9 protein-coding genes are annotated in these 19,799 nt (G+C 71.3%); 7 read left to right on the forward strand and 2 right to left on the reverse strand.

What is annotated here, in order from left to right:
* Positions 1–45 precede the first annotated feature (45 nt).
* Positions 46–549, forward strand: coding sequence for a hypothetical protein (locus tag AOM09_RS08140; protein ID WP_062386639.1), 504 nt, complete (start codon positions 46–48; stop codon positions 547–549).
* A 5-nt stretch (positions 550–554) separates the two neighbouring features.
* On the opposite strand, the gene AOM09_RS08145 is transcribed toward AOM09_RS08140, so the two are convergent.
* The gene (locus AOM09_RS08145) at positions 555–1,877 is read right to left on the reverse strand and encodes a flavin monoamine oxidase family protein (RefSeq protein WP_062386642.1); all 1,323 of its coding nucleotides are present in this window, start codon (positions 1,875–1,877) and stop codon (positions 555–557) included.
* Positions 1,878–2,079: 202 nt separating this feature from the next.
* On the opposite strand from AOM09_RS08145, the gene AOM09_RS08150 reads away from it, so the two are divergent.
* The 6 genes from AOM09_RS08150 to pntB all read left to right on the forward strand — a co-directional run bounded on the left by AOM09_RS08150 (position 2,080) and on the right by pntB (position 18,364).
* Entirely contained in the window at positions 2,080–3,684 is a 1,605-nt protein-coding gene (locus tag AOM09_RS08150; protein ID WP_082098965.1) for an alcohol dehydrogenase catalytic domain-containing protein, read from the forward strand.
* A 4-nt stretch (positions 3,685–3,688) separates the two neighbouring features.
* The gene (locus AOM09_RS08155) at positions 3,689–3,970 is read left to right on the forward strand and encodes a hypothetical protein (protein WP_062386645.1); all 282 of its coding nucleotides are present in this window, start codon (positions 3,689–3,691) and stop codon (positions 3,968–3,970) included.
* 74 nt (positions 3,971–4,044) lie between these two features.
* The gene (locus AOM09_RS08160) at positions 4,045–4,557 is read left to right on the forward strand and encodes an LURP-one-related/scramblase family protein (protein WP_062386647.1); all 513 of its coding nucleotides are present in this window, start codon (positions 4,045–4,047) and stop codon (positions 4,555–4,557) included.
* 145 nt (positions 4,558–4,702) lie between these two features.
* The gene (locus tag AOM09_RS15195) at positions 4,703–15,268 is read left to right on the forward strand and encodes a CshA/CshB family fibrillar adhesin-related protein (protein WP_156162301.1); all 10,566 of its coding nucleotides are present in this window, start codon (positions 4,703–4,705) and stop codon (positions 15,266–15,268) included.
* 130 nt (positions 15,269–15,398) lie between these two features.
* On the forward strand, positions 15,399–16,961 hold the full coding sequence (locus tag AOM09_RS08170; RefSeq protein WP_062386652.1) for a Re/Si-specific NAD(P)(+) transhydrogenase subunit alpha: 1,563 nt from the start codon (positions 15,399–15,401) through the stop codon (positions 16,959–16,961).
* On the forward strand, positions 16,958–18,364 hold the full coding sequence (gene pntB, locus AOM09_RS08175) for a Re/Si-specific NAD(P)(+) transhydrogenase subunit beta (protein WP_062386655.1): 1,407 nt from the start codon (positions 16,958–16,960) through the stop codon (positions 18,362–18,364). Before AOM09_RS08170 ends, pntB begins: the two co-directional genes overlap by 4 nt.
* Here the strand turns inward: pntB and AOM09_RS08180 are convergent.
* Entirely contained in the window at positions 18,361–19,719 is a 1,359-nt protein-coding gene (locus AOM09_RS08180; RefSeq protein ID WP_062386658.1) for a pyridoxal phosphate-dependent decarboxylase family protein, read from the reverse strand. The genes pntB and AOM09_RS08180 overlap by 4 nt on opposite strands.
* Between the last annotated feature and the right edge of the window lie 80 nt (positions 19,720–19,799).

Raw genomic sequence — 19,799 nt, forward strand, 5'->3', positions numbered from 1 at the left:
GGACCAGCCGATCCGCCGGATCGCCCCGAGCCCGAGGAGCCGCGCATGACCACCCCGACCCCGCCCGCGACCGCCACCCCGGCTCCGATCAGGACGGGCATCGGCCTCGCGATCGCCGGGGCGCTCGCGATGACGCTCGGCGCCTTCGCGATGCGGGATGCCGAGCCTGCGGCCGCCGCGGCGGCCGATGTGCTCGGTGCGCCGTCGGAACCGGCCACGGTGACGCTCGACGCGGCGCTGGATGCGAACGTGGCGAAGCTCGAGCACTTCCTCGACCTCGGCGGCACGCTCGACGCCCGCACGGAGGGTCTGGTGGTGCTCGACACCAAGGCGGCGGGCGCCGAGCGCGTGCTCGAGACCCTCGCGGCGGACGTGGTGCGCGCGCTGCACGCCGATCCCGCGCTCGTCACGGCGGCGATCGCGGACGCCGGCTCCTCTGCCGACGGCGAGGTGCTGGCGACGGGCACCGCCGAGACCGCGGACCTGCTGGTCATCTGCACGCGCTTCCACGGCGGGATGTCGCTCGCCCTCTCCGAGCGGACCGCCTGAGATGGCTACGCCCAGAGCGAGTCGATCGGCACGGCGCGCCCGAGGATCCGCTCCGCGGCACGATGCCCGGACAGCATCGCGGCCGGCACGGTCGCGGGATCATCGGTCCACGTCGCCTCGCCGGCGAGATGGAGCACCCCGCCGATGGGCGTGGCGAGCGCGTCGTGGTCGGACGTGGACGAGCCGACCCTCATGTACGCGTACGAGCCGCGCGCGAAGGGGTCCGCGCCCCACGAGGTGACCCGGACGCCGTCGGGCGCGGGGATCCCGGGACCGTACAGCCGCCGCAGCTGCGCCATGACGGACTCCGCGACCCGTGCATCGTCCCAGCCGGCGATCGCGCGCGCGGCGGGCCCGGCGGCGAAGGTGAGGAGCGTGGGCGTGCCATGCAGCCCGGTGAGGTCGTACCACGAGTGCCACCAGCGCCCCTCGGGGCCGAGCTGCCGGATCGCGTAGACGTCGCGGTCCCAGAAGCGCCGCGGGAACCGCAGGAACACCTTCTCGAACGCGTTCATCTCGAGTCGCGACAGCGCGCACGCCACCGGGGCGGGCAGGGCGGGCGAGAACGCGAGCGCGTCCGACCGCAGCACCCCCACCGGTACCGTCACCACCGCGGTCCGCGCGGCGATCTCGCCGCCCGCCCAGGCGACGCGCACCCCTGACGGCGACCACACCACCCGCGAGACCACGTGGCCGAGCCGGATGTCGAGGTCGCGCGCGAGCGACGTCGGCAGGGCGTCGTAGCCGTCGGGGAAGACCACCTCGTCGCCCTCGATCGCGTCGTCGTCGAGCCCGTGCGCGGCCAGGTCCTCGATCCACGCGCCGTACTGCTCCTCGCTGCGGTGCTCGAGGTAGTCGCGCACGCGCTGGGCACGCTCCGGCTCCCACTCTTGGGCCGCGAGCGCGGCCTCCGTCACGTCGCGATAGGAGTCGTCCGGGCGCGAGGCGGCGACAGCGTCCGCCAGGGCGGCGTCGACAGCCGCGACGTCGGCGGCGAAGCCCGACACGTCCTCGGCGCTCATCCGGGTGCCTGCCGCGGAGAAGTACGCGACGGGGCGGCTGTGCGCCTGATAGCCGCCGACGGTGAACTCCATGGTCCGCATGCCGAGCGCGCGCGCCGCCGCGGCGACCGGGCTGCCGTCGACGCCATGGATCCACGAGGCGCCGAGGTCGGTGGCGTGCCCCGCGGTGCGATCGGTCCAGACCCGGCCGCCGACGCGGTCGCGGGCCTCGAGCACCACGACCCGCGCGCCGGCTCCCGCGAGCAGCCGCGCGGCCGCGAGCCCCGCCACCCCCGCGCCGACCACCACGGTGTCGACCTGCTCCATGGGGCCTCCTTCGTGCGTGCGCCTCGTCGCTGCCAGCGACCTTAGCCAAGGTCGGGCCGGAGACGGGGAACGTCACCGGCCCCGCCCGCTAGTGAATGGCGATTAACTTAAGGCGTGACAACGGACCGCGGTCCCGGCAGACTGGTGCCACCGCGCAGGCCGGGCCCGCGACGCGGTGCGACGAGGCACGGAGGGGTGACGCATGACCATCGAGGCGCCCACCATCGCCGCCGTCGTCGGCGCCCGGGACGAGGATCCCGTCCTGACGGAGGTGCGGCTCGACACGCTCCGGGGCGACGAGGTGCTCGTCGACATCGCGGCCTCGGGCGTGTGCCACACCGATCTCACCGCCATCGACGGCGGGGTGCCGGTGGGCTATCCCATGGTCCTCGGGCATGAGGGTGCGGGCACGGTGGTCGCGACCGGTGCCGCGGTCGCGCACGTCGCGGTCGGGGACCGGGTGGTGCTCACCTTCGACTCGTGCGGGACGTGCGCGCGATGCCGCGATCGCCATCCGGCCGCGTGCGTCGAGTTCGCGTCGCGCAACTACCGCGGCGCCCGGCCTGACGGCTCGCCCACGATGCACGACGCCGACGGGCGGCCGCTCGGTGCGGCATGGCTCGCGCAGTCGTCCTGGTCGACCCGCGCGATCGCACGCGCGGCCAACACCGTGCCGATCGGGGACGAGATCCCGTTCGCCCTCGCGGCGGCGCTCGGCTGCGGCGTACTGACCGGCGCGGGGACCGTGCTCAACGTGCTGCGTCCAGGCCTCGACGACGGGCTCCTGGTCATCGGCGCGGGCACGGTCGGCCTCGCCGCCGTCATGGCCGCGCGGGCGGCCGGCTGCGCGCGCATCGTGGTGGTCGAACCGTCGGAGGCGCGCCGCGCCCTCGCCCTCGAGCTCGGGGCGCAGGTCGCGATCGCGCCCGCGGAACTGGACCCCCGTGCACACCGCTGCACACGCGCGTTGGACACCGTCGGCACGCAGGGGGCGATCGACGCGGCCCTCGGGGCGCTCGCGGCGCCCGGGATGTGCGCGACCGTCGCGCTGCGACCCGGCGCGAACGCGATCACCGTGAGCCAGACGGCGCTCCTGTGGGGGAGGTCGCTCGTCGGCGTGATCGAGGGCGACGCCGTTCCGGCGACGGCCGTGCCCATGCTCGTCCGGCTCTGGCGCGCGGGGCTGCTCCCGCTCGAGCGGCTGGTGACGCGCTTCCCGTTCGGACACGCGGCCGAGGCGGTGCGGGCGGCGCGCTCGGGCGAGGCGGTCAAGCCCGTCCTGGTGATGCACGACGATGCGCGCGACGCCGCGACGCCCCCGGTGAGGACCGGCACCGCGGCGACCAGGGTGCGGGCGATCGCGGCCGCGGGCCACGGCGACGCGGACGAGCTCGCGGCGCTCTGGGACGTGCTTCCCGCGGTCAGGTCCGACGACCTGCGTGGCCTGTGGCGCGGCACGGGGATCGACACCGGGCATCGCGTACACGCGATGCTGACCCGGGCATCGTGGTACGGCAAGGACTTCGTCGACGGCGCGCACGTCCAGCCGCTCGTGTGCCGGGATGCCGCCGGAGCGCTGCGCGCCGACGCGGAGCTCGCCGGAGGCGGTGCCTGGCTCGCGGACTGCGAGCATCGCGGCAAGGTGACCGCGGCGATGTCCTACGACGCGCGGCCCACCCACGATCACTTCGTGCGCGTCGATGCCGATGCCGTGCTGGGCGTCATGGCCGGCCGCGGCGCCCTCGACGGCGGCCGGCCCTACTTCTTCCTCCTCGAGCGCGAGGCGGACGCCGGCGGCGTAGCGTGAGGGCGTGTTCGTGCTGATGTCGGTCCACCATCCCCGTCCCGAGCATCGTGCCGCGCTGGTGGACTCCATGCACCGCTACGGCGCAGCGATTCGAGGACGGGCGGGCCTGATCTCCATCCACACGCTCGCCGACGAGGACTCCGACCGGCTCGTCGGCCTGGCGATCTTCGCGACGCGCGAGGACTTCGAGCGCCTCGCGCCCGTCGCCCGCGAGGCGGTGTCCGACGACCCGTTCGAGCGCTGGGAGGCCGCGCCCGTCGACGGCCTCCGCCTGACAGAGGCCTGACGCGCGGCGACGTGCCTGCTGACACCGGCGCGTGGCGTCGCTACGGTGGGGCCACCACTCATCGAGGAGGAGCCATGTCCGTTCCCGTCGCACCCGAGGGCTATGCCCGGTACCTGATGAAGAGCAAGTTCGGCGCAGGCCGCGACTTCCGCATCCTCGAGCCGGAGACCGAGGCGGACCTGTTCCTCGTGGACGGGAAGATCGGTCCGCGGCCCCGCGCCGAGATCCTCGACGCGGGCGGCACCAAGCTGCTGGACGTGACGGGGCGCATGATGGGCATCCCCAAGCGCATGGACGTCACGGACCCGTCGGGCGCGCAGGTCGCGCACCTGCACGCGCAGCCGTTCAAGTTCGTCAGGGACAAGATCGACGTCGAGCTCGCGTCCGGCGAGCAGTGGCTGCTCGAGGGCAACGTCATCGAGAAGGACTACACGCTCCGCGACGGCGCGGGACAGGTCATGGTGCAGATCACGCAGAAGTGGATCACCATCCGTGACAAGTACACGATCGACGTGCGTGACGGCGTGGACCCGGAGCTCGCCTTCGCAATCGTCTGGGCCATCGACCGATGGGTCGAGCGCGACTGACGCGAGGTCCGTCCGCGCCGCTTAGCACGGAATTCATCCTGGCGCGAGAGAAAGCAAAATACCTGCAGAACACCCCCGTATAAGTCGCAGACTTCGCTATTCGGACTTACGTTGAATTCAAGTCGCGGCTAGCTAGGGGTGGTCTGTGTACGGTGTTGTCGGCTGGAAGGTGCGCCCGCTGCGCACGCCTCAGAGGATGGTGACCGCGCTCGCGACGATTCTCGCGCTCGCGGTCACCTCGTTCGCCGTGGCCGTCGTCGTGGCGCCGCCGGCGGAGGCGCGCTACGCGCAGGGAGGCGAGGGCCTCTACCCGGGGTACATCGACTGGTTCGAGTGGGGTGCGGACGGCACCCAGATCGATTCGGGCACCAGCGTGACGAACACGCGCCTGGTCGGCCTCAACACCCTCGAGACCACGTGCACGATCACGAACGTGGTCGGTCCCATCCGCGCGTACCGGCCGGGCGACTACCGCGGCGACGCTCTCGACAACCTGTACAACATCGGCGGCATCGACGGCGCGAACGAGCTGGTCTCGGGCATCGCGAACATGGACAACGCCGGGACCGTCGACTTCGACTTCAGCTGCTTCGTCACCATTCAGGGCAACAACGTCGACGTCGCCGGCCTGGTGGTGGCGGACGCCGAGAGCAACAACTTCCGCCAGGGCGAGTACATCGAGGCGACCCCCGATCAGGCGGCGACGTGGCGCGTCATCGACCGCACCCGGGCCTGCCCCACCGCCACCGTGGCGACGCTCTCGGGCGCCAACACCCTGAGGCTCGAGTCCAACGACACGCAGTGCTCGGAGGTCAACGACAGCTACGGGCCCATCGCGGTGGGCTTCATGGAGGGCGCGACGGGCGCGCATGTGCAGATGCACGGCGGCGGCTACTCGGCCGTCGCGCTCGGCGTGGTCTTCGAGTCGGACTTCGGCGACGCGCCGCTGAGCTACGGCTCGGCGGGCGCGCTGCTGCAGTCGACCTGGTCGGGCGGCATCGTCCCGAGCGGCACCACCACGGACGTCTCGGCCGACTCGTTCGTGCTCGGCACCCCGGGCGGCTACGCCCCGATCCTCGGCGCGACCGTCGACTCGGACGCGATCTACCTGGGCAGCGCGAACGCCGACAACGATGACGTGAACGGCAACGCGGTCACCGACGAGGACAGCATCGCGCCGCCCGGCGTGGTCGACACGGACTACGGCGAGACGTATTCGCTCGACGTCGCCTGTACCGGGCCGGGGTACGTCTCCGGCTGGATCGACTGGAACTTCAACGGCACCTTCGACGACTCGGAGCGTCAGGGCGCCGTCGAGTGCACGGGCGGCTCGGTGAACCTCACCTGGACCGTGCCGGAGGACGCCGTCCAGACCGTCGTCGATCCGACCTTCATGCGCCTGCGCATCGCCGACACGATCGCCGGAGCGGAGAACCCGGACGACATCACGAGCCTCGGCGAGGTCGAGGACTACCCGCTCTACGTCGACCTGCCGGACCCGGGCCTCACCATCACGAAGTCCTCCGACCCGGCCGATGCGGCGCTTCCCGGGGACACCGTCGAGTACACGATCACCGTGACCAACACCGGTGAGGTGGACTACGACGACGAGAACGGCCTGGCCTCGATCACGGACGACCTCTCCGATGTGCTCGACGACGCGGCGTACAACGACGACGAGGACGCCGACAGCGGCACCGTCGACTACACGGAGCCCGTCCTCAGCTGGACGGGCGCGCTCGCGATCGGCGAGTCCGTCGACATCACCTACTCCGTGACGGTCGACGATCCGATCGAAGGCGACGGCCTCCTCGCCAACACCGTGGTGGGTCCCGAGGAGTCCAACTGCGCCGAGGGCTCCGAGGAGCCGGACTGCACCGTCGAGCTCCCCATCCGGGCGCTCGAGATCGTCAAGAGCGTCGACCCGACGGACGAGGCGCTGCCGGGCGACGTGGTCAGCTACACCGTCACGGTCACCAACCCGGGTCCCGCGGACTACACCGCGGACGCGCCCGCGTCGTTCGACGACGACCTGTCCGCGGTGCTCGACGATGCGACCTACAACGGCGATGCGGATGCATCGTCCGGCACGGCGACCTTCACCGACCCGACCCTGCACTGGGAAGGCGCCCTTGCGGCGGGCGCGAGCGTGACCGTGACCTACTCGGTGACCGTCGACTCGCCGCTCACGGGCGACGGGTTGCTCGACAACGCCGTGGTCGGCCCTCCGGAGTCCAACTGCGACACCGGCGTCGAGGAGGGCTGCACCACCGAGGTGCCGGTCCGTTCGCTGGCGTTCGAGAAGACCTCCGACGGCGCCGAGGGTGTCGAGCCCGGCGACACCGTCACGTACGAGATCACGGTCACGAACAATGGTGCGGTCGACTACACGGTGGACGATCCGGCGACGTTCGACGACGACCTGAGCGACGTGCTCGACGACGCCGTCTACAACGGCGGCACCGCGAGCAGCGGCGACCTGCAGCTGTCGGGGACCACCCTGTCCTGGAGCGGTGCGCTCGCCGCGGGCGCCACGGTGACCATCACCTACTCGGTGACCATCAACGACCCGGTCACCGGCGACGGCAGCCTGTACAACGTGGTGGTCGGCCCGCCGGAGTCCAACTGCACGGATCCCGAGGAATCCCAGGACGCCGACTGCATCGAGCCCGACCCGATCCGCGCGCTCGAGATCACCAAGACCTCCGACCCGACCGACGAGGTGCTCCCGGGCGACGTCGTCTCCTACACGGTGACGGTCGAGAACACGGGCACGTTCGACTACACGAACGCGGATCCCGCATCGTTCGAGGACGACCTCACGGCGGTGCTGGACGATGCGACGTACAACGGCGACGGCGCGGCGCCGGCGGGCACGGTGAGCTTCGACGACCCGGTGCTGTCGTGGGAGGGTCCCCTCGCGGCGGGCGCGAGCATCGAGATCACCTACTCGGTCACGGTCGACGACCCGCCGGCGGGCGACGGCATCCTCACGAACGCCGTGGTCGGTCCGCCGGAGTCCAACTGCGATGACGGCACCGAGGACGGCTGCACCACCGAGGTTCCCGTGCGCGCGCTTGAGATCACCAAGACGTCCGCCCCGTCGGGCGCGGTGCGTCCCGGCGACACGGTCACCTACACCGTGACGGTCGAGAACATCGGCCAAGTCGACTACGCGGGCGGCACGCTGGCGGCTTTCGAGGACGACCTCACGGCGGTGCTGGACGATGCGACGTACAACGGCGACGGCGCCGCACCCTCGGGCGTGGTCGGCTTCACGTCGCCGGTCCTGTCGTGGGAGGGCGAGCTCGCGGTCGGCGCGTCGGTCGAGATCACGTACTCGGTGACGGTGAACGATCCGATCTCGGGCGACGGGCTGCTCGACAACGCCGTGGTGGGTCCGCCTGAGTCGAACTGCGACGAGGGCACCGAGGACGGCTGCACCACCGAGGTGCCGATCCGCCAGCTCGACATCGTCAAGACCGCGTCGCCGTCCGACGGCGTGCTGCCCGGCGACACGGTGACCTACACGGTGACCCTGACGAACACCGGGCAGGCCGCCTACCTGCTCGCCTACTTCGAGGACGACCTCTCCGAGGTGCTTGACGACGCGACCTACAACGGCGACGTCAGCGCCTCGACGGGCGTGCCCAACTACGCGGCGCCGGAGATCCGCTGGTACGGGCCGCTCGCCGTGGGCGCGAGCGTCGAGATCACCTACTCCGTGACGGTGAACGACCCCCCGACGGGCGACGGACTGCTCACCAACGCCGTCGTGGGCCCGCTCGAGTCGAACTGCGAGGCCGGGTCGACCGACCCCGACTGCACCACCACCGTGCCCATCGGCTCCCTCGACATCGTCAAGACGGCGTCCCCGTCGGACCAGGTCCTCCCGGGCGACACCGTGACGTACACCGTGACGGTCACCAACTCGGGCCAGATCGCGTACACGGACGAGGCGCCGGCGAGCGTCGACGACGACCTCACGGCGGTGCTGGACGACGCGACGTACAACGACGACGAGGACGCGGACGTCGGCACGGCGTCCTACGCCGCACCGACCCTCCACTGGGAGGGAGCGCTCGCGCCGGGAGAGAGCGCGACCATCACGTACTCGGTGACGGTGAACGATCCGCTCACCGGCGACGGGCTGCTCGACAACGCGGTGGTCGGCCCGCCGGAGTCGAACTGCGACGACGGGACCGAGGAGGGCTGCACCACCGAGGTGCCCATCCGCGCGCTGCTCATCGAGAAGACCGCGGACTCGGCGGGCGAGGTGCTGCCCGGCGACACGGTGACGTACACGGTGACGGTCGAGAACATCGGTGAGGTCGACTACACGGCTGACGATCCTGCGACGTTCGAGGACGACCTCACGGCGGTGCTGGACGATGCGACCTACAACGACGACGAGGACGCGGACGTCGGCACCGCGTCCTACGCCGAGCCGATGCTGTCCTGGTCCGGGCCCCTCGCGGCGGGGGAGATCGCGATCATCACCTACTCGGTGACGGTCGACGATCCGCCGTCCGGCGACGGGCTGCTCGACAACGCCGTCGTGGGCCCGCCGGAGTCGAACTGCGACGACGGCGCCGCTGAGGAAGGCGCGGAGGGCTGCACCACCGAGGTGCCGGTCCGCGAGCTCGCGATCGTGAAGTCCTCCGACAGCGACGGCTCGGTCGAGCCCGGCGACGTGGTGACGTACTCGATCACCGTGACCAACACGGGGCAGACGCCGTACACGGAGGAGGACCCGGCGTCCCTGACCGACGACCTCAGCGATGTGCTCGACGACGCGACCTACAACGACGACGAGGACGCCACGGGCGGCACGGCGTCCTACGCCGAGCCCGTGCTGTCCTGGACGGGTCCCCTCGACGTGGGCGAGAGCGTGACCATCACGTACTCGGTGACGGTGACAGATCCTCCGGGCGGCGACGGCACCCTCGCGAACGTGGTGGTCGGCCCACCCGAGTCCAACTGCGACACCGTCGACACCACGGATCCGGACTGCGTCGAGCCCAACCCCATCCAGGCGCTCGAGATCACCAAGACGGCGACGCCCGACGACGAGGTGCTGCCCGGCGACACCGTGACCTACACCGTCACCATCGAGAACACCGGGCAGGTCGCCTACACGGACGAGGCGCCGGCGAGCTTCGACGACGACCTGACGGACGTGCTCGACGACGCGACCTACAACGACGACGAGGACGCGTCCGCGGGGACGGCCTCCTACGCCGAGCCGACCCTCCACTGGGAGGGCGCGCTCGCGGTGGGCGCGGTCGTGTCGGTGACGTACTCCGTGACGGTGGACGATCCGTCGGCGGGCGACGGGCTGCTCGACAACGCGGTGGTCGGCCCGCCGGAGTCGAACTGCGACACCGGGACCGAGGAGCCCTGCACCACCGAGGTCCCCGTCAAGGCCCTGCAGATCACCAAGGTCGCGGATCCCGCGGACGAGGTCGCCGCGGGCGGCACGGTGACGTACACGGTCACGGTGGAGAACATCGGGCAGGCGGACTACACGGAGGAGGCGCCGGCGAGCGTCGAGGACGACCTCACGGCGGTGCTGGACGATGCGACGTACAACGACGACGAGGACGCGGACGTCGGCACGGCTTCCTACGCGACGCCGATCCTCAGCTGGGAGGGAGCGCTCGCGGCGGGGGAGACGGCCACCATCACGTACTCGGTGACGGTGAACGAGCCGCTCACCGGCGACGGGCTGCTCGACAACGCCGTTGTGGGCCCGCCGGAGTCCAACTGCGACGACGGCAGCGAGGACGGCTGCACCACCGAGGTGCCCGTCAAGGCCGTCGAGATCGTCAAGTTCTCGAGCGCAGCCGGAAGCGCACAGCCCGGCGACGTGGTCACCTACACCGTCACCATCACCAACACCGGCCAGGCGGACTACACCGACGATGCGCCCGCCGGGTTCACCGACGACCTCAGCGACGTGCTGGACGACGCGGCCTACAACGACGACGAGGATGCGAGCGGCGGCACCGCCTCCTACGCCGAACCCGTGCTGTCCTGGTCTGGGCCGCTCGAGGTGGGCGAGACGGTCACGCTCACGTACTCGGTCACGGTCAACGACCCGCTCTCGGGCGACGGCATCATGCTCAACGCCGTGGTCGGGCCGCCGGAGTCCAACTGCGACGCCGAGGACGCGGGACCCGAGTGCGAGGTGACGGTGCCGCTGTCCCAGCTCGAGATCACCAAGACCGCCGCCCCGGCGGGCGAGGTCCTCCCCGGCGGCACCGTGACATACACCGTCACCGTCGCCAACACGGGGCAGGTCGACTATCCCGGGGCATCGTTCACCGACGATCTCAGCGAGGTGCTGGATGACGCCGTCTACAACGACGACGCGGAGGCGAGCGACGGGACGCCCGCCTACAGCGCGCCGGAGCTCAGCTGGACGGGTCTCATCGTCGCGGGCGGCTCCGTGACGGTCACCTACTCGGTGACGGTGAACGACCCGCTCACGGGCGATGGGCTGCTCGACAACGCCGTGGTGGGACCGCCGGACTCGAACTGCGACGAGGGCACCGAGGAGGGCTGCACCACCGAAGTGCCGGTCAAGGCGCTGCTCATCGAGAAGACCGCGGACCCGGCGGGCGAGGTGCTGCCGGGCGAGACCGTGACGTACACGGTCACGGTGGAGAACATCGGGCAGGCGGACTACACGGACGAGGCGCCGGCGAGCTTCGAGGACGACCTCAGCGCGGTCATCGACGACGCGACCTACAACGACGACGAGGATGCCGACGTCGGCGCCGCCTCCTACGCCGAGCCGGTGCTGTCCTGGTCCGGGCCCCTCGCGGCGGGGGAGACGGCCACCATCACGTACTCGGTGACGGTGAACGAGCCGCTCACCGGCGACGGGCTGCTGGACAATGCCGTCGTGGGACCGCCGGAGTCCAACTGCGATGAGGGCACCGAGGAGGGCTGCACCACCGAGGTGCCGGTCAAGGCGCTGCTCATCGAGAAGACCGCGGACCCGGCGGGCGAGGTGCTGCCCGGAGGCGTGGTGACGTACACGGTCACGGTGGAGAACATCGGCCAGGTCGACTACACCGCCGACGATCCCGCGACGTTCGAGGACGACCTGAGCGCCGTGCTCGACGACGCGACGTACAACAACGACGAGGATGCGGACGTCGGCACGCCGTCCTACGCCGCGCCCGTCCTCAGCTGGGAGGGCGCGCTCGCCGCCGGCTCGCTCGCGACGATCACCTACTCGGTCACCGTCAACGACCCGACCACGGGCGACGGGCTGCTCGACAACGCCGTGGTCGGGCCGCCGGAGTCCAACTGCGACGAAGGCACCGAGGACGGCTGCACCACCGAGGTCCCCGTGCGCGAGCTCACGCTCGTGAAGTCCTCGGACAGCGACGGCTCCGTCGAGCCCGGCGACGTCATCACGTACTCGATCACCGTGACGAACTCGGGCCAGGTCGACTACACCGCCGACGCCCCCGCATCGTTCAGCGACGACCTCTCGGACATCCTCGACGACGCGACCTACAACGAGGACGAGGCGGCGACCGGCGGTACGCCGTCGTACAGCGCCCCGACCCTGTCCTGGGAGGGGCCGCTCGAGGTGGGCGAGACGGTGACCGTGACGTACTCCGTCACCGTCAACGAGCCGCTCAGCGGGGACGGCGTGCTCGACAACGTGGTCGTCGGGCCGCCGGAGTCCAACTGCGACGCCCCGGACTCCACGGACCCGGACTGCGTCGAGCCCAACCCCATCCAGGCGCTCGAGATCACCAAGCAGGCGGCCCCGGGCGAGGAGGTGCTGCCCGGTGGCATCGTCACCTACACGGTGACCGTCACGAACACCGGGCAGGTCGCCTACACGGACGAGGCGCCGGCGACCTTCGACGACGACCTGAGCGCCGTGCTCGACGACGCGACGTACAACGGCGACGAGGACGCCGACGTCGGCACCGCCTCGTACGCCGCGCCCGCGCTGCACTGGGAGGGCGCGCTCGACCCGGGGGAGTCGGCCATCGTCACGTACTCGGTGACGGTCAACGAGCCGCTCACGGGTGACGGGCTGCTCGACAACGCCGTGGTGGGCCCGCCGGAGTCCAACTGCGACGAGGGCACCGAGGAGGGCTGCACCACCGAGGTGCTGGTCAAGGCGCTGCTCATCGAGAAGACCGCGGACCCGGCGGGCGAGGTGCTTCCGGGTGAGACCGTGACCTACACGGTCACGGTGGAGAACGTCGGCCAGGTCGACTACACGGACGAGGCGCCGGCGAGCTTCGAGGACGACCTCAGCGCGGTCATCGACGACGCGACCTACAACGGCGATGAGGACGCGGACGTCGGCACGCCGTCCTATGGCGCGCCGATCCTCAGCTGGGAGGGCGCGCTCGACCCGGGGGAGACGGCCACCATCACCTACTCGGTGACGGTGAACGAGCCGCTCACCGGCGACGGGCTGCTCGACAACGCCGTCGTGGGCCCACCGGAGTCCAACTGCGACGACGGCACCGAGGAGGGCTGCACCACCGAGGTGCCGGTCAAGGCGCTGCTCATCGAGAAGACGGCGGACCCGGCGGGCGAGGTCCTGCCGGGCGAGACCGTGACGTACACCATCACGCTCGAGAACATCGGCCAGGTCGCCTACACGCGCGCGGAGTTCACGGATGACCTGAGCGACATCCTCGACGACGCGACCGCCAACGGCGACTTCACGGCGTCGGCGGGCGGCTTCACCTACGCGAACCCCACGCTCACCTGGGTGGGTCCGATCCCCGTGGGGGAGACCGTCACCATCACCTACTCCGTCACGGTCAACGATCCGCTCACGGGCGACGGGATCCTCACGAACGCGGTGGTGGGCCCGCCGGAGTCCAACTGCGACGCGGGCACCGAGGAGGGCTGCACCACCGAGGTGCCGGTGCGCGCGATGGCGATCGAGAAGACCTCGGCTCAGGGCGTCCGCGTCCAGCCGGACGACACGATCACCTACACGGTCACGGTGGAGAACATCGGCCAGGTGCCCTACACCGAGGAGGACCCGGCCGAGATCACCGACGACCTCAGCGCGGTGCTCGACGACGCGACCTACAACGAGGACGCCGCCGCCGACCAGGGCGAGGTGACGTTCGCGGATCCGGAGCTGTCCTGGAGCGGCGCGCTTGGCGTGGGCGAGACCGTCACGATCACCTATTCGATGACCGTGAACGAGCCCGTGACGGGTGACGGCGAGATCGACAACGTCGTGCTCGGCCCCGAGGAGTCCAACTGCACCGACGCGGAGTCCACGGATCCCGACTGCATCGAGCATCACACATTGCGCGCCATGGAGATCGTCAAGACGGCGGAACCCGAGGGTGCGGTGACGGTCGGCGACACCGTCACCTACACGGTCGAGGTCACCAACACGGGCTCGGTGGCGTACACCTTCCTCTTCCCGGCCCGCATCGACGACGACCTCACGGAGGTCCTGGACGACGCGACGTACAACGACGACGCCGCGGCGGACACGGGAACCGTGAGCTTCGACGACCCGACGCTCACGTGGACCGGCACCCTCGGGGTGGGGGAGACCGCCACCATCACCTACTCGGTGACGGTCGACGACCCACCCGCCGGTGACGCCTCGCTCGACAACGAGGTGCTCGGTCCGCCCGAGTCGAACTGCTTCGTGGTGACGCCGCGCGAGCCCGAGCCCCCGGCCGAGCTGCCCGACGAGTGCCACGTGGTGACCCCGATCCGGCTGCTCGAGATCGACAAGGTGGCGGACGTCGACGCGGTCGCGCCCGGCGAGGTGGTGACGTACACGATCACCGTCACCTCCACGGGAACGGGGGACTACACCGAGGACGTGCCGGCCGCCATCACCGACAACCTCGCGGGCGTGCTCGACGACGCGACCTATAACGACGACGCCGCGGCCGACGCGGGCACGGTGGACTACGACGAGCCGACGCTGTCGTGGTCGGGACCGCTCGCGGCGGGTGAGTCCGTCACCATCACCTACTCGGTGACGGTGGACGATCCGCCCGGCGGCGACGTCACGCTCGCGAACGCGGTGCTCGGCCCGCCGGAGTCCAACTGCCCCGTGGTGATGCCGCTCGGCTTCGCCAGGAGGTCGGTCTCCGTCGCCGCCGCGATCCCGGACATGCCCGAGGGCTGCCAGGTCGTCACGCCGATCCGCATGTTCGAGGTCGAGAAGACGGTCGACACCACCGAGGCGGACCCCGGAGACGTGGTGAGCTACCTCATCACGGTGACGTCGACGGGAACCGCGGACTACACGGCCGATCACCCCGCCTCCCTCACCGACGACCTCACGGACGTGCTCGACGACGCGACCTACAACGGCGATGCCGAGGCCTCGGCGGGAGGCGTGAGCTACTCGGAGCCGACCCTCGCCTGGACCGGCCCGCTCGAGGCGGGCGGCTCGGTCTCGATCCTCTACTCGGTGACCATCGACGACCCGGTCACGGGCGACTCGACGCTGGTCAACGTCGTCACCCCGGACGGCGGAGGCGGAGGCTCGTGCGCGAGCGACGAGGCCTGCACCACGGAGACGACGGTGTCCGACGAGGGCACGGGCGGTGTGCTCGGCGAGACCGGCCCGCAGCGGATCGCGCTGTGGTCCACGGTCGCGCTGCTGCTGCTCGGCCTGGGCGGGACGGTCTCGGCGGGCGCGATCCGGCGCCGGCGCGGGGAGGATGCCTGAGGTCCAGGCCTTTCGCACCAGGAAGGTCCCGGGTGCGCGCCGCTAGAGTGCGAGACGGGTTCAGACGATCCCGACCGACAGCTCGCCGCGGCGCCCCTCGGGGCGTCGCTGCGGCGGACAAGGATGAACGATGCGCATCGGCGTTCCCATGGAGACCCGGCCGGGGGAGAGGCTCGTCGCGGCGAGCCCCGCCTCGGTCGCGGGGCTGATCAAGCTGGGGTACGAGGTGGTGGTCGAGCAGGGCGCGGGCACGCACGCGGCCTTCCTGGACCACCAGTACGCGGAGGCCGGCGCGACGCTGGGCACCGCCGGCGAGGCCTGGGGAGCCGACATCGTCACGTGCGTCAACGCGCCCGGCGCCGCGCAGATCTCGGCGCTGAGCGAGGGCGCCACGCTTGTTTCGATGATGGCGCCGCAGTCGAGCCCCGAGCTGCTCGCGGCGCTCAACGAGCGGGACGTCACCGCGCTCGCGCTCGACGCGGTGCCGCGCATCTCGCGCGCCCAGGCGATCGACGTGCTCAGCACGCTGTCGAACGTCGCGGGCTACCGCGCCGTCATCGAGGCGGCCGAGCAGTACGGCGGCATGTTCACGGGCCAGGTGACCGCGGCGGGCAAGACGGCGCCCGCGACGGTGTTCGTCATCGGCGCGGGCGTGGCGGGCCTGGCCGCGATCGGCGCCGCGAGCTCGCTGGGCGCGCAGGTGCGCGCCTTCGACGTGCGGCCCGAGGTGGCCGAGCAGATCGAGTCGATGGGCGGCACCTTCGTCCACGCCCCGGAGGCGCAGCAGGAGATCAGCGCCGACGGCTACGCGAAGCCGCTCACCGAGGAGCAGCAGCAGGCTGCGATGCGCGTGTACGCCGCCGAGGCGGCGCACGCGGACGTGGTCATCACCACCGCGCTCGTGCGAGGGACGGCGCCCACCACCATCACGGCGGACATGGTCGCGGGCATGCGCGCCGGCTCCGTGATCGTCGACCTCGCAGCCTCGGGAGGCGGCAACTGCGAGCTGACCGTGCCCGGAGAGGTGGTCGTGAGCCCCGAGGGCGTCACCATCGTCGGGTACACCGACCTCACCAGCCGCATGCCGCGGCACACGTCGCAGCTGTTCGGCACCAACATCGTCCATCTCATGGCGCTCGTCACCCCGGCGAAGGACGGCACGCTCGTGCTCGACCTGGACGATCCGGTGCAGCGCGGCATGGCCGTCGCCCACGGAGGCGAGATCATGTGGCCCCCGCCGCCGGTCGCCGTGTCCGCGGCGCCCGCCCCGGCCGCCGAGCCGGGGCCGACTCCCGAGGAGCTCGCGGCCCAGGCTCGCGCGGAGGCCGAGGCGGCCCTCGCACGCCAGCGTCGCCGCAACTGGCTCTACGGCGCGGGCGCGGTCGCGTCATTGCTGCTGCTGGCCTTCGCGGACGACGCCACGGTCGCCCACCTCACGGTGCTCTCGCTCGCCGTGATCGTCGGCTTCTACGTCATCTCGAACGTCAAGCACTCGCTCCACACGCCGCTCATGGCGCAGACCAACGCGATCTCCGGGATCATCCTCGTCGGCGCGCTGCTCCAGATCGGCTCCGAGGACGCGCTGGTCTCGACCTTCGCGTTCATCGCGGCGGCCGTCGCGAGCATCAACATCTTCGGCGGATTCCTCGTCACGTACCGCATGCTCGGCATGTTCCGGAAGGACGCGTCATGACCCTCGTCAGCCTCGCGCAGGCGACCTACGCGGTCGCGGCCGTGCTCTTCATCCTGTCGCTCGCCGGCCTGTCGCGGCAGGAGACCGCCAGGCGCGGCAACATCCTCGGCATGGTCGGCATGGTGCTCGCCCTCGCGGCGACCGTGGTGCTCGCGCTCGACCACAGCGAGCGCCCGGTGCTGGTGACGGCCCTGCTCATCGCCATGGTCTTCGCGATCGGCGCCGGCGTGGGCGTGTGGCGCGCCCGGACCGTCGAGATGACCCAGATGCCCGAGCTCATCGCGATGCTCCACAGTTTCGTGGGGCTCGCGGCCGTACTCGTGGGCTTCAACTCCCACCTCACCGAGGAGGCCGACGCCGTTCATCAGGTCGAGGTGTTCCTGGGCGTGCTCATCGGCGCCGTCACCTTCACCGGGTCGATCGTGGCCTACCTCAAGCTCTCCGCGAAGATGAAGTCGCGGCCGCTCACGCTTCCCGGGCGCAACCTCCTCAACCTCGGCGCGCTGATCGCCAGCGCGCTGCTGCTCGCGTGGTACCTCGCCACGGGCAGCATCGTGCCGCTCGTCGTCATGACGGTGATCGCCCTCGCGCTCGGATTCCACCTGGTCGCCGCGATCGGCGGCGGCGACATGCCCGTCGTGGTGTCGATGCTCAACTCGTACTCGGGCTGGGCCGCGGCCGCTGCGGGGCTGATGCTGAGCAACGACCTGCTCATCGTCACGGGCGCCCTGGTGGGCTCCTCGGGTGCGATCCTCTCGTACCTCATGTGCAAGGCGATGAACCGCTCGTTCATCAGCGTGATCCTCGGAGGGTTCGGCACCGAGGGCGGGACGTCGGCCGCCGCGGGGGAGCAGGGCGAGCACCGCGAGGTGAAGGCTCCCGAGGTCGCCGACATGCTCGCGCGCGCGAGCCGCGTCATCATCGTCCCCGGCTACGGCATGGCCGTCGCGAAGGCGCAGTACCCGGTCGCCGACATGGTGGCCTCCCTTCGTCACCGCGGCATCGACGTGCGCTTCGGCGTGCACCCCGTCGCCGGGCGCCTGCCCGGACACATGAACGTGCTGCTGGCGGAGGCGAAGGTGCCGTACGACATCGTGCTCGAGATGGACGAGATCAACGACGACTTCCCCGACACCGACGTGGTCCTCGTCATCGGTGCCAACGACGTGGTGAACCCCTCCGCGATGGAGGACCCGGGGTCGCCCTTGGCGGGCATGCCCGTGCTCGAGGTGTGGAACGCGCACCGGTGCATCGTCTTCAAGCGGTCCATGGCCACGGGCTACGCGGGCGTGCAGAACCCGCTGTTCTTCCGCGAGAACTCCGCGATGCTCTTCGGCGACGCGAAGGCTCAGGTCGAGGAGATCCTCACCGCGCTCCGGGTCGGCGAGGGCGCGCACGCCTAGGCCAACGTGTCGAGGACCTCGCAGAGCAGCTCGAACGTGGTGAGCGGGTTGATGATCGCGAGGCGGAGCACGGGCTCGCCCTGGTGGGAGCTCGGCACCACGAAGGCGAGCTGCGACGCGAGCAGGCGCGCCGACCACGCGTCGTAGTCCGCCGCCTCCCATCCCTCGCGCCGGAGCACCACCACCGACAGTTGAGGCCGGCGCACGAGGCTGAGGGCCGGGCGCCGCTCGATCTCGTCGGCGATGCGCGCCGCGAGGGTGATCCCATGCGCGATCGCGGTGCGGTACTCGTCCGTCCCGTACGTCGCGAGCGAGAACCACAGCGGCAGGCCGCGTGCCCGGCGCGTGAGCTGGACCGCGAGGTCCGAGGGGTTGGGCAGGGGGGTGTCGGCGAGAGTGTCGAGGTAGTCGGCCTGCTGTGTGTGGGCCCGGAGCGCGACCTGCGGGTCGCGGTAGATCAGCGCGCACGCGTCGAAGGGCGCGAACAGCCACTTGTGGGGGTCGACGATGAGCGAGTCCGCGTGCTCGATGCCCGCGTACGCCTCCCGCATGGCGGGCACCAGCGCGCCGGCGAGCCCGTACGCGCCGTCCACGTGCAGCCACGTGCCGTGCCGGCGGGTCACGTCGGCGATGCCGGCGAGGTCGTCGATGATGCCGAAGTTGGTGGTGCCTGCGGTCGCGACCACCGCGAAGACCGCGTCGCCATGGGCCGCCAGCGCCTCGGCCACCGCGTCGCCGTGGAGCCGGCCGTCGTCCCCGGGGCGGATGTCGACGACGTCGATGTCCATGACGTTCGCCGCGGACGCGATCGACGAGTGCGACTCGACGCTCGACACCACCTTCCATCGCGTCGGCTGCGGCAGGCCCCGCTCGGTGCGGCTCCGCCGCGCGGCGTCGCGCGCCGCGACGAGCGCGGAGAGGTTGCCGATGGTGCCGCCCTGGACGAACACGCCGCCCGCGCCGCCCGGGAGGCCCAGCTCGGAGGCGAGCCAGGCCAGCACCTCGTTCTCGGCGTGGACGGCTCCCGCACCCTCGAGCCACGAGCCGCCGTAGATCGACGAGGCGGACACCACGAGGTCGAACGCCGTCGCCGCCTTGGTGGGGGCCGACGGGATGAAGGACAGGTAGCCGGGGTGATCCGTGGAGAGGCACGTCGGTGCGAGCACCTCGCTGAACAGGGCGAGCGCGTTCTGCGCGCCGATGCCGCCCGGCGTGATCGACATCGGGGCGAGCCTCGCGAGCTCCTCCGGGGGCACGGGCGTGTCGAGCGGGATGTCCTCCCACAGCGCGCGGCGGCGCGTGTACTCGAGCACGTCGTCGACGATCGCGTGGCTCTCGGGAGAGATGGCGTGCATGCGCGCGGCGCGCGTCCGGGGGACTGGGATCACCGGATCAGGATAGGTGCCGCACGATGCACGAAGCGGGCGCGAAAACT

Source organism: Demequina iriomotensis (genome assembly GCF_000971395.1).
Taxonomy (GTDB): domain Bacteria; phylum Actinomycetota; class Actinomycetes; order Actinomycetales; family Demequinaceae; genus Demequina; species Demequina iriomotensis.

Excerpts from the sequence above, each read along its gene's own strand:
- AOM09_RS08140 (WP_062386639.1), top strand. The coding sequence starts at position 46 with ATGACCACCCCGACCCCGCCCGCGACCGCCACCCCGGCTCCGATCAGG.
- AOM09_RS08145 (WP_062386642.1), bottom strand. The coding sequence starts at position 1,877 with ATGGAGCAGGTCGACACCGTGGTGGTCGGCGCGGGGGTGGCGGGGCTC.
- AOM09_RS08150 (WP_082098965.1), top strand. The coding sequence starts at position 2,080 with ATGACCATCGAGGCGCCCACCATCGCCGCCGTCGTCGGCGCCCGGGAC.
- AOM09_RS08160 (WP_062386647.1), top strand. The coding sequence starts at position 4,045 with ATGTCCGTTCCCGTCGCACCCGAGGGCTATGCCCGGTACCTGATGAAG.
- AOM09_RS08170 (WP_062386652.1), top strand. The coding sequence starts at position 15,399 with ATGCGCATCGGCGTTCCCATGGAGACCCGGCCGGGGGAGAGGCTCGTC.
- pntB (WP_062386655.1), top strand. The coding sequence starts at position 16,958 with ATGACCCTCGTCAGCCTCGCGCAGGCGACCTACGCGGTCGCGGCCGTG.
- AOM09_RS08180 (WP_062386658.1), bottom strand. The coding sequence starts at position 19,719 with ATGCACGCCATCTCTCCCGAGAGCCACGCGATCGTCGACGACGTGCTC.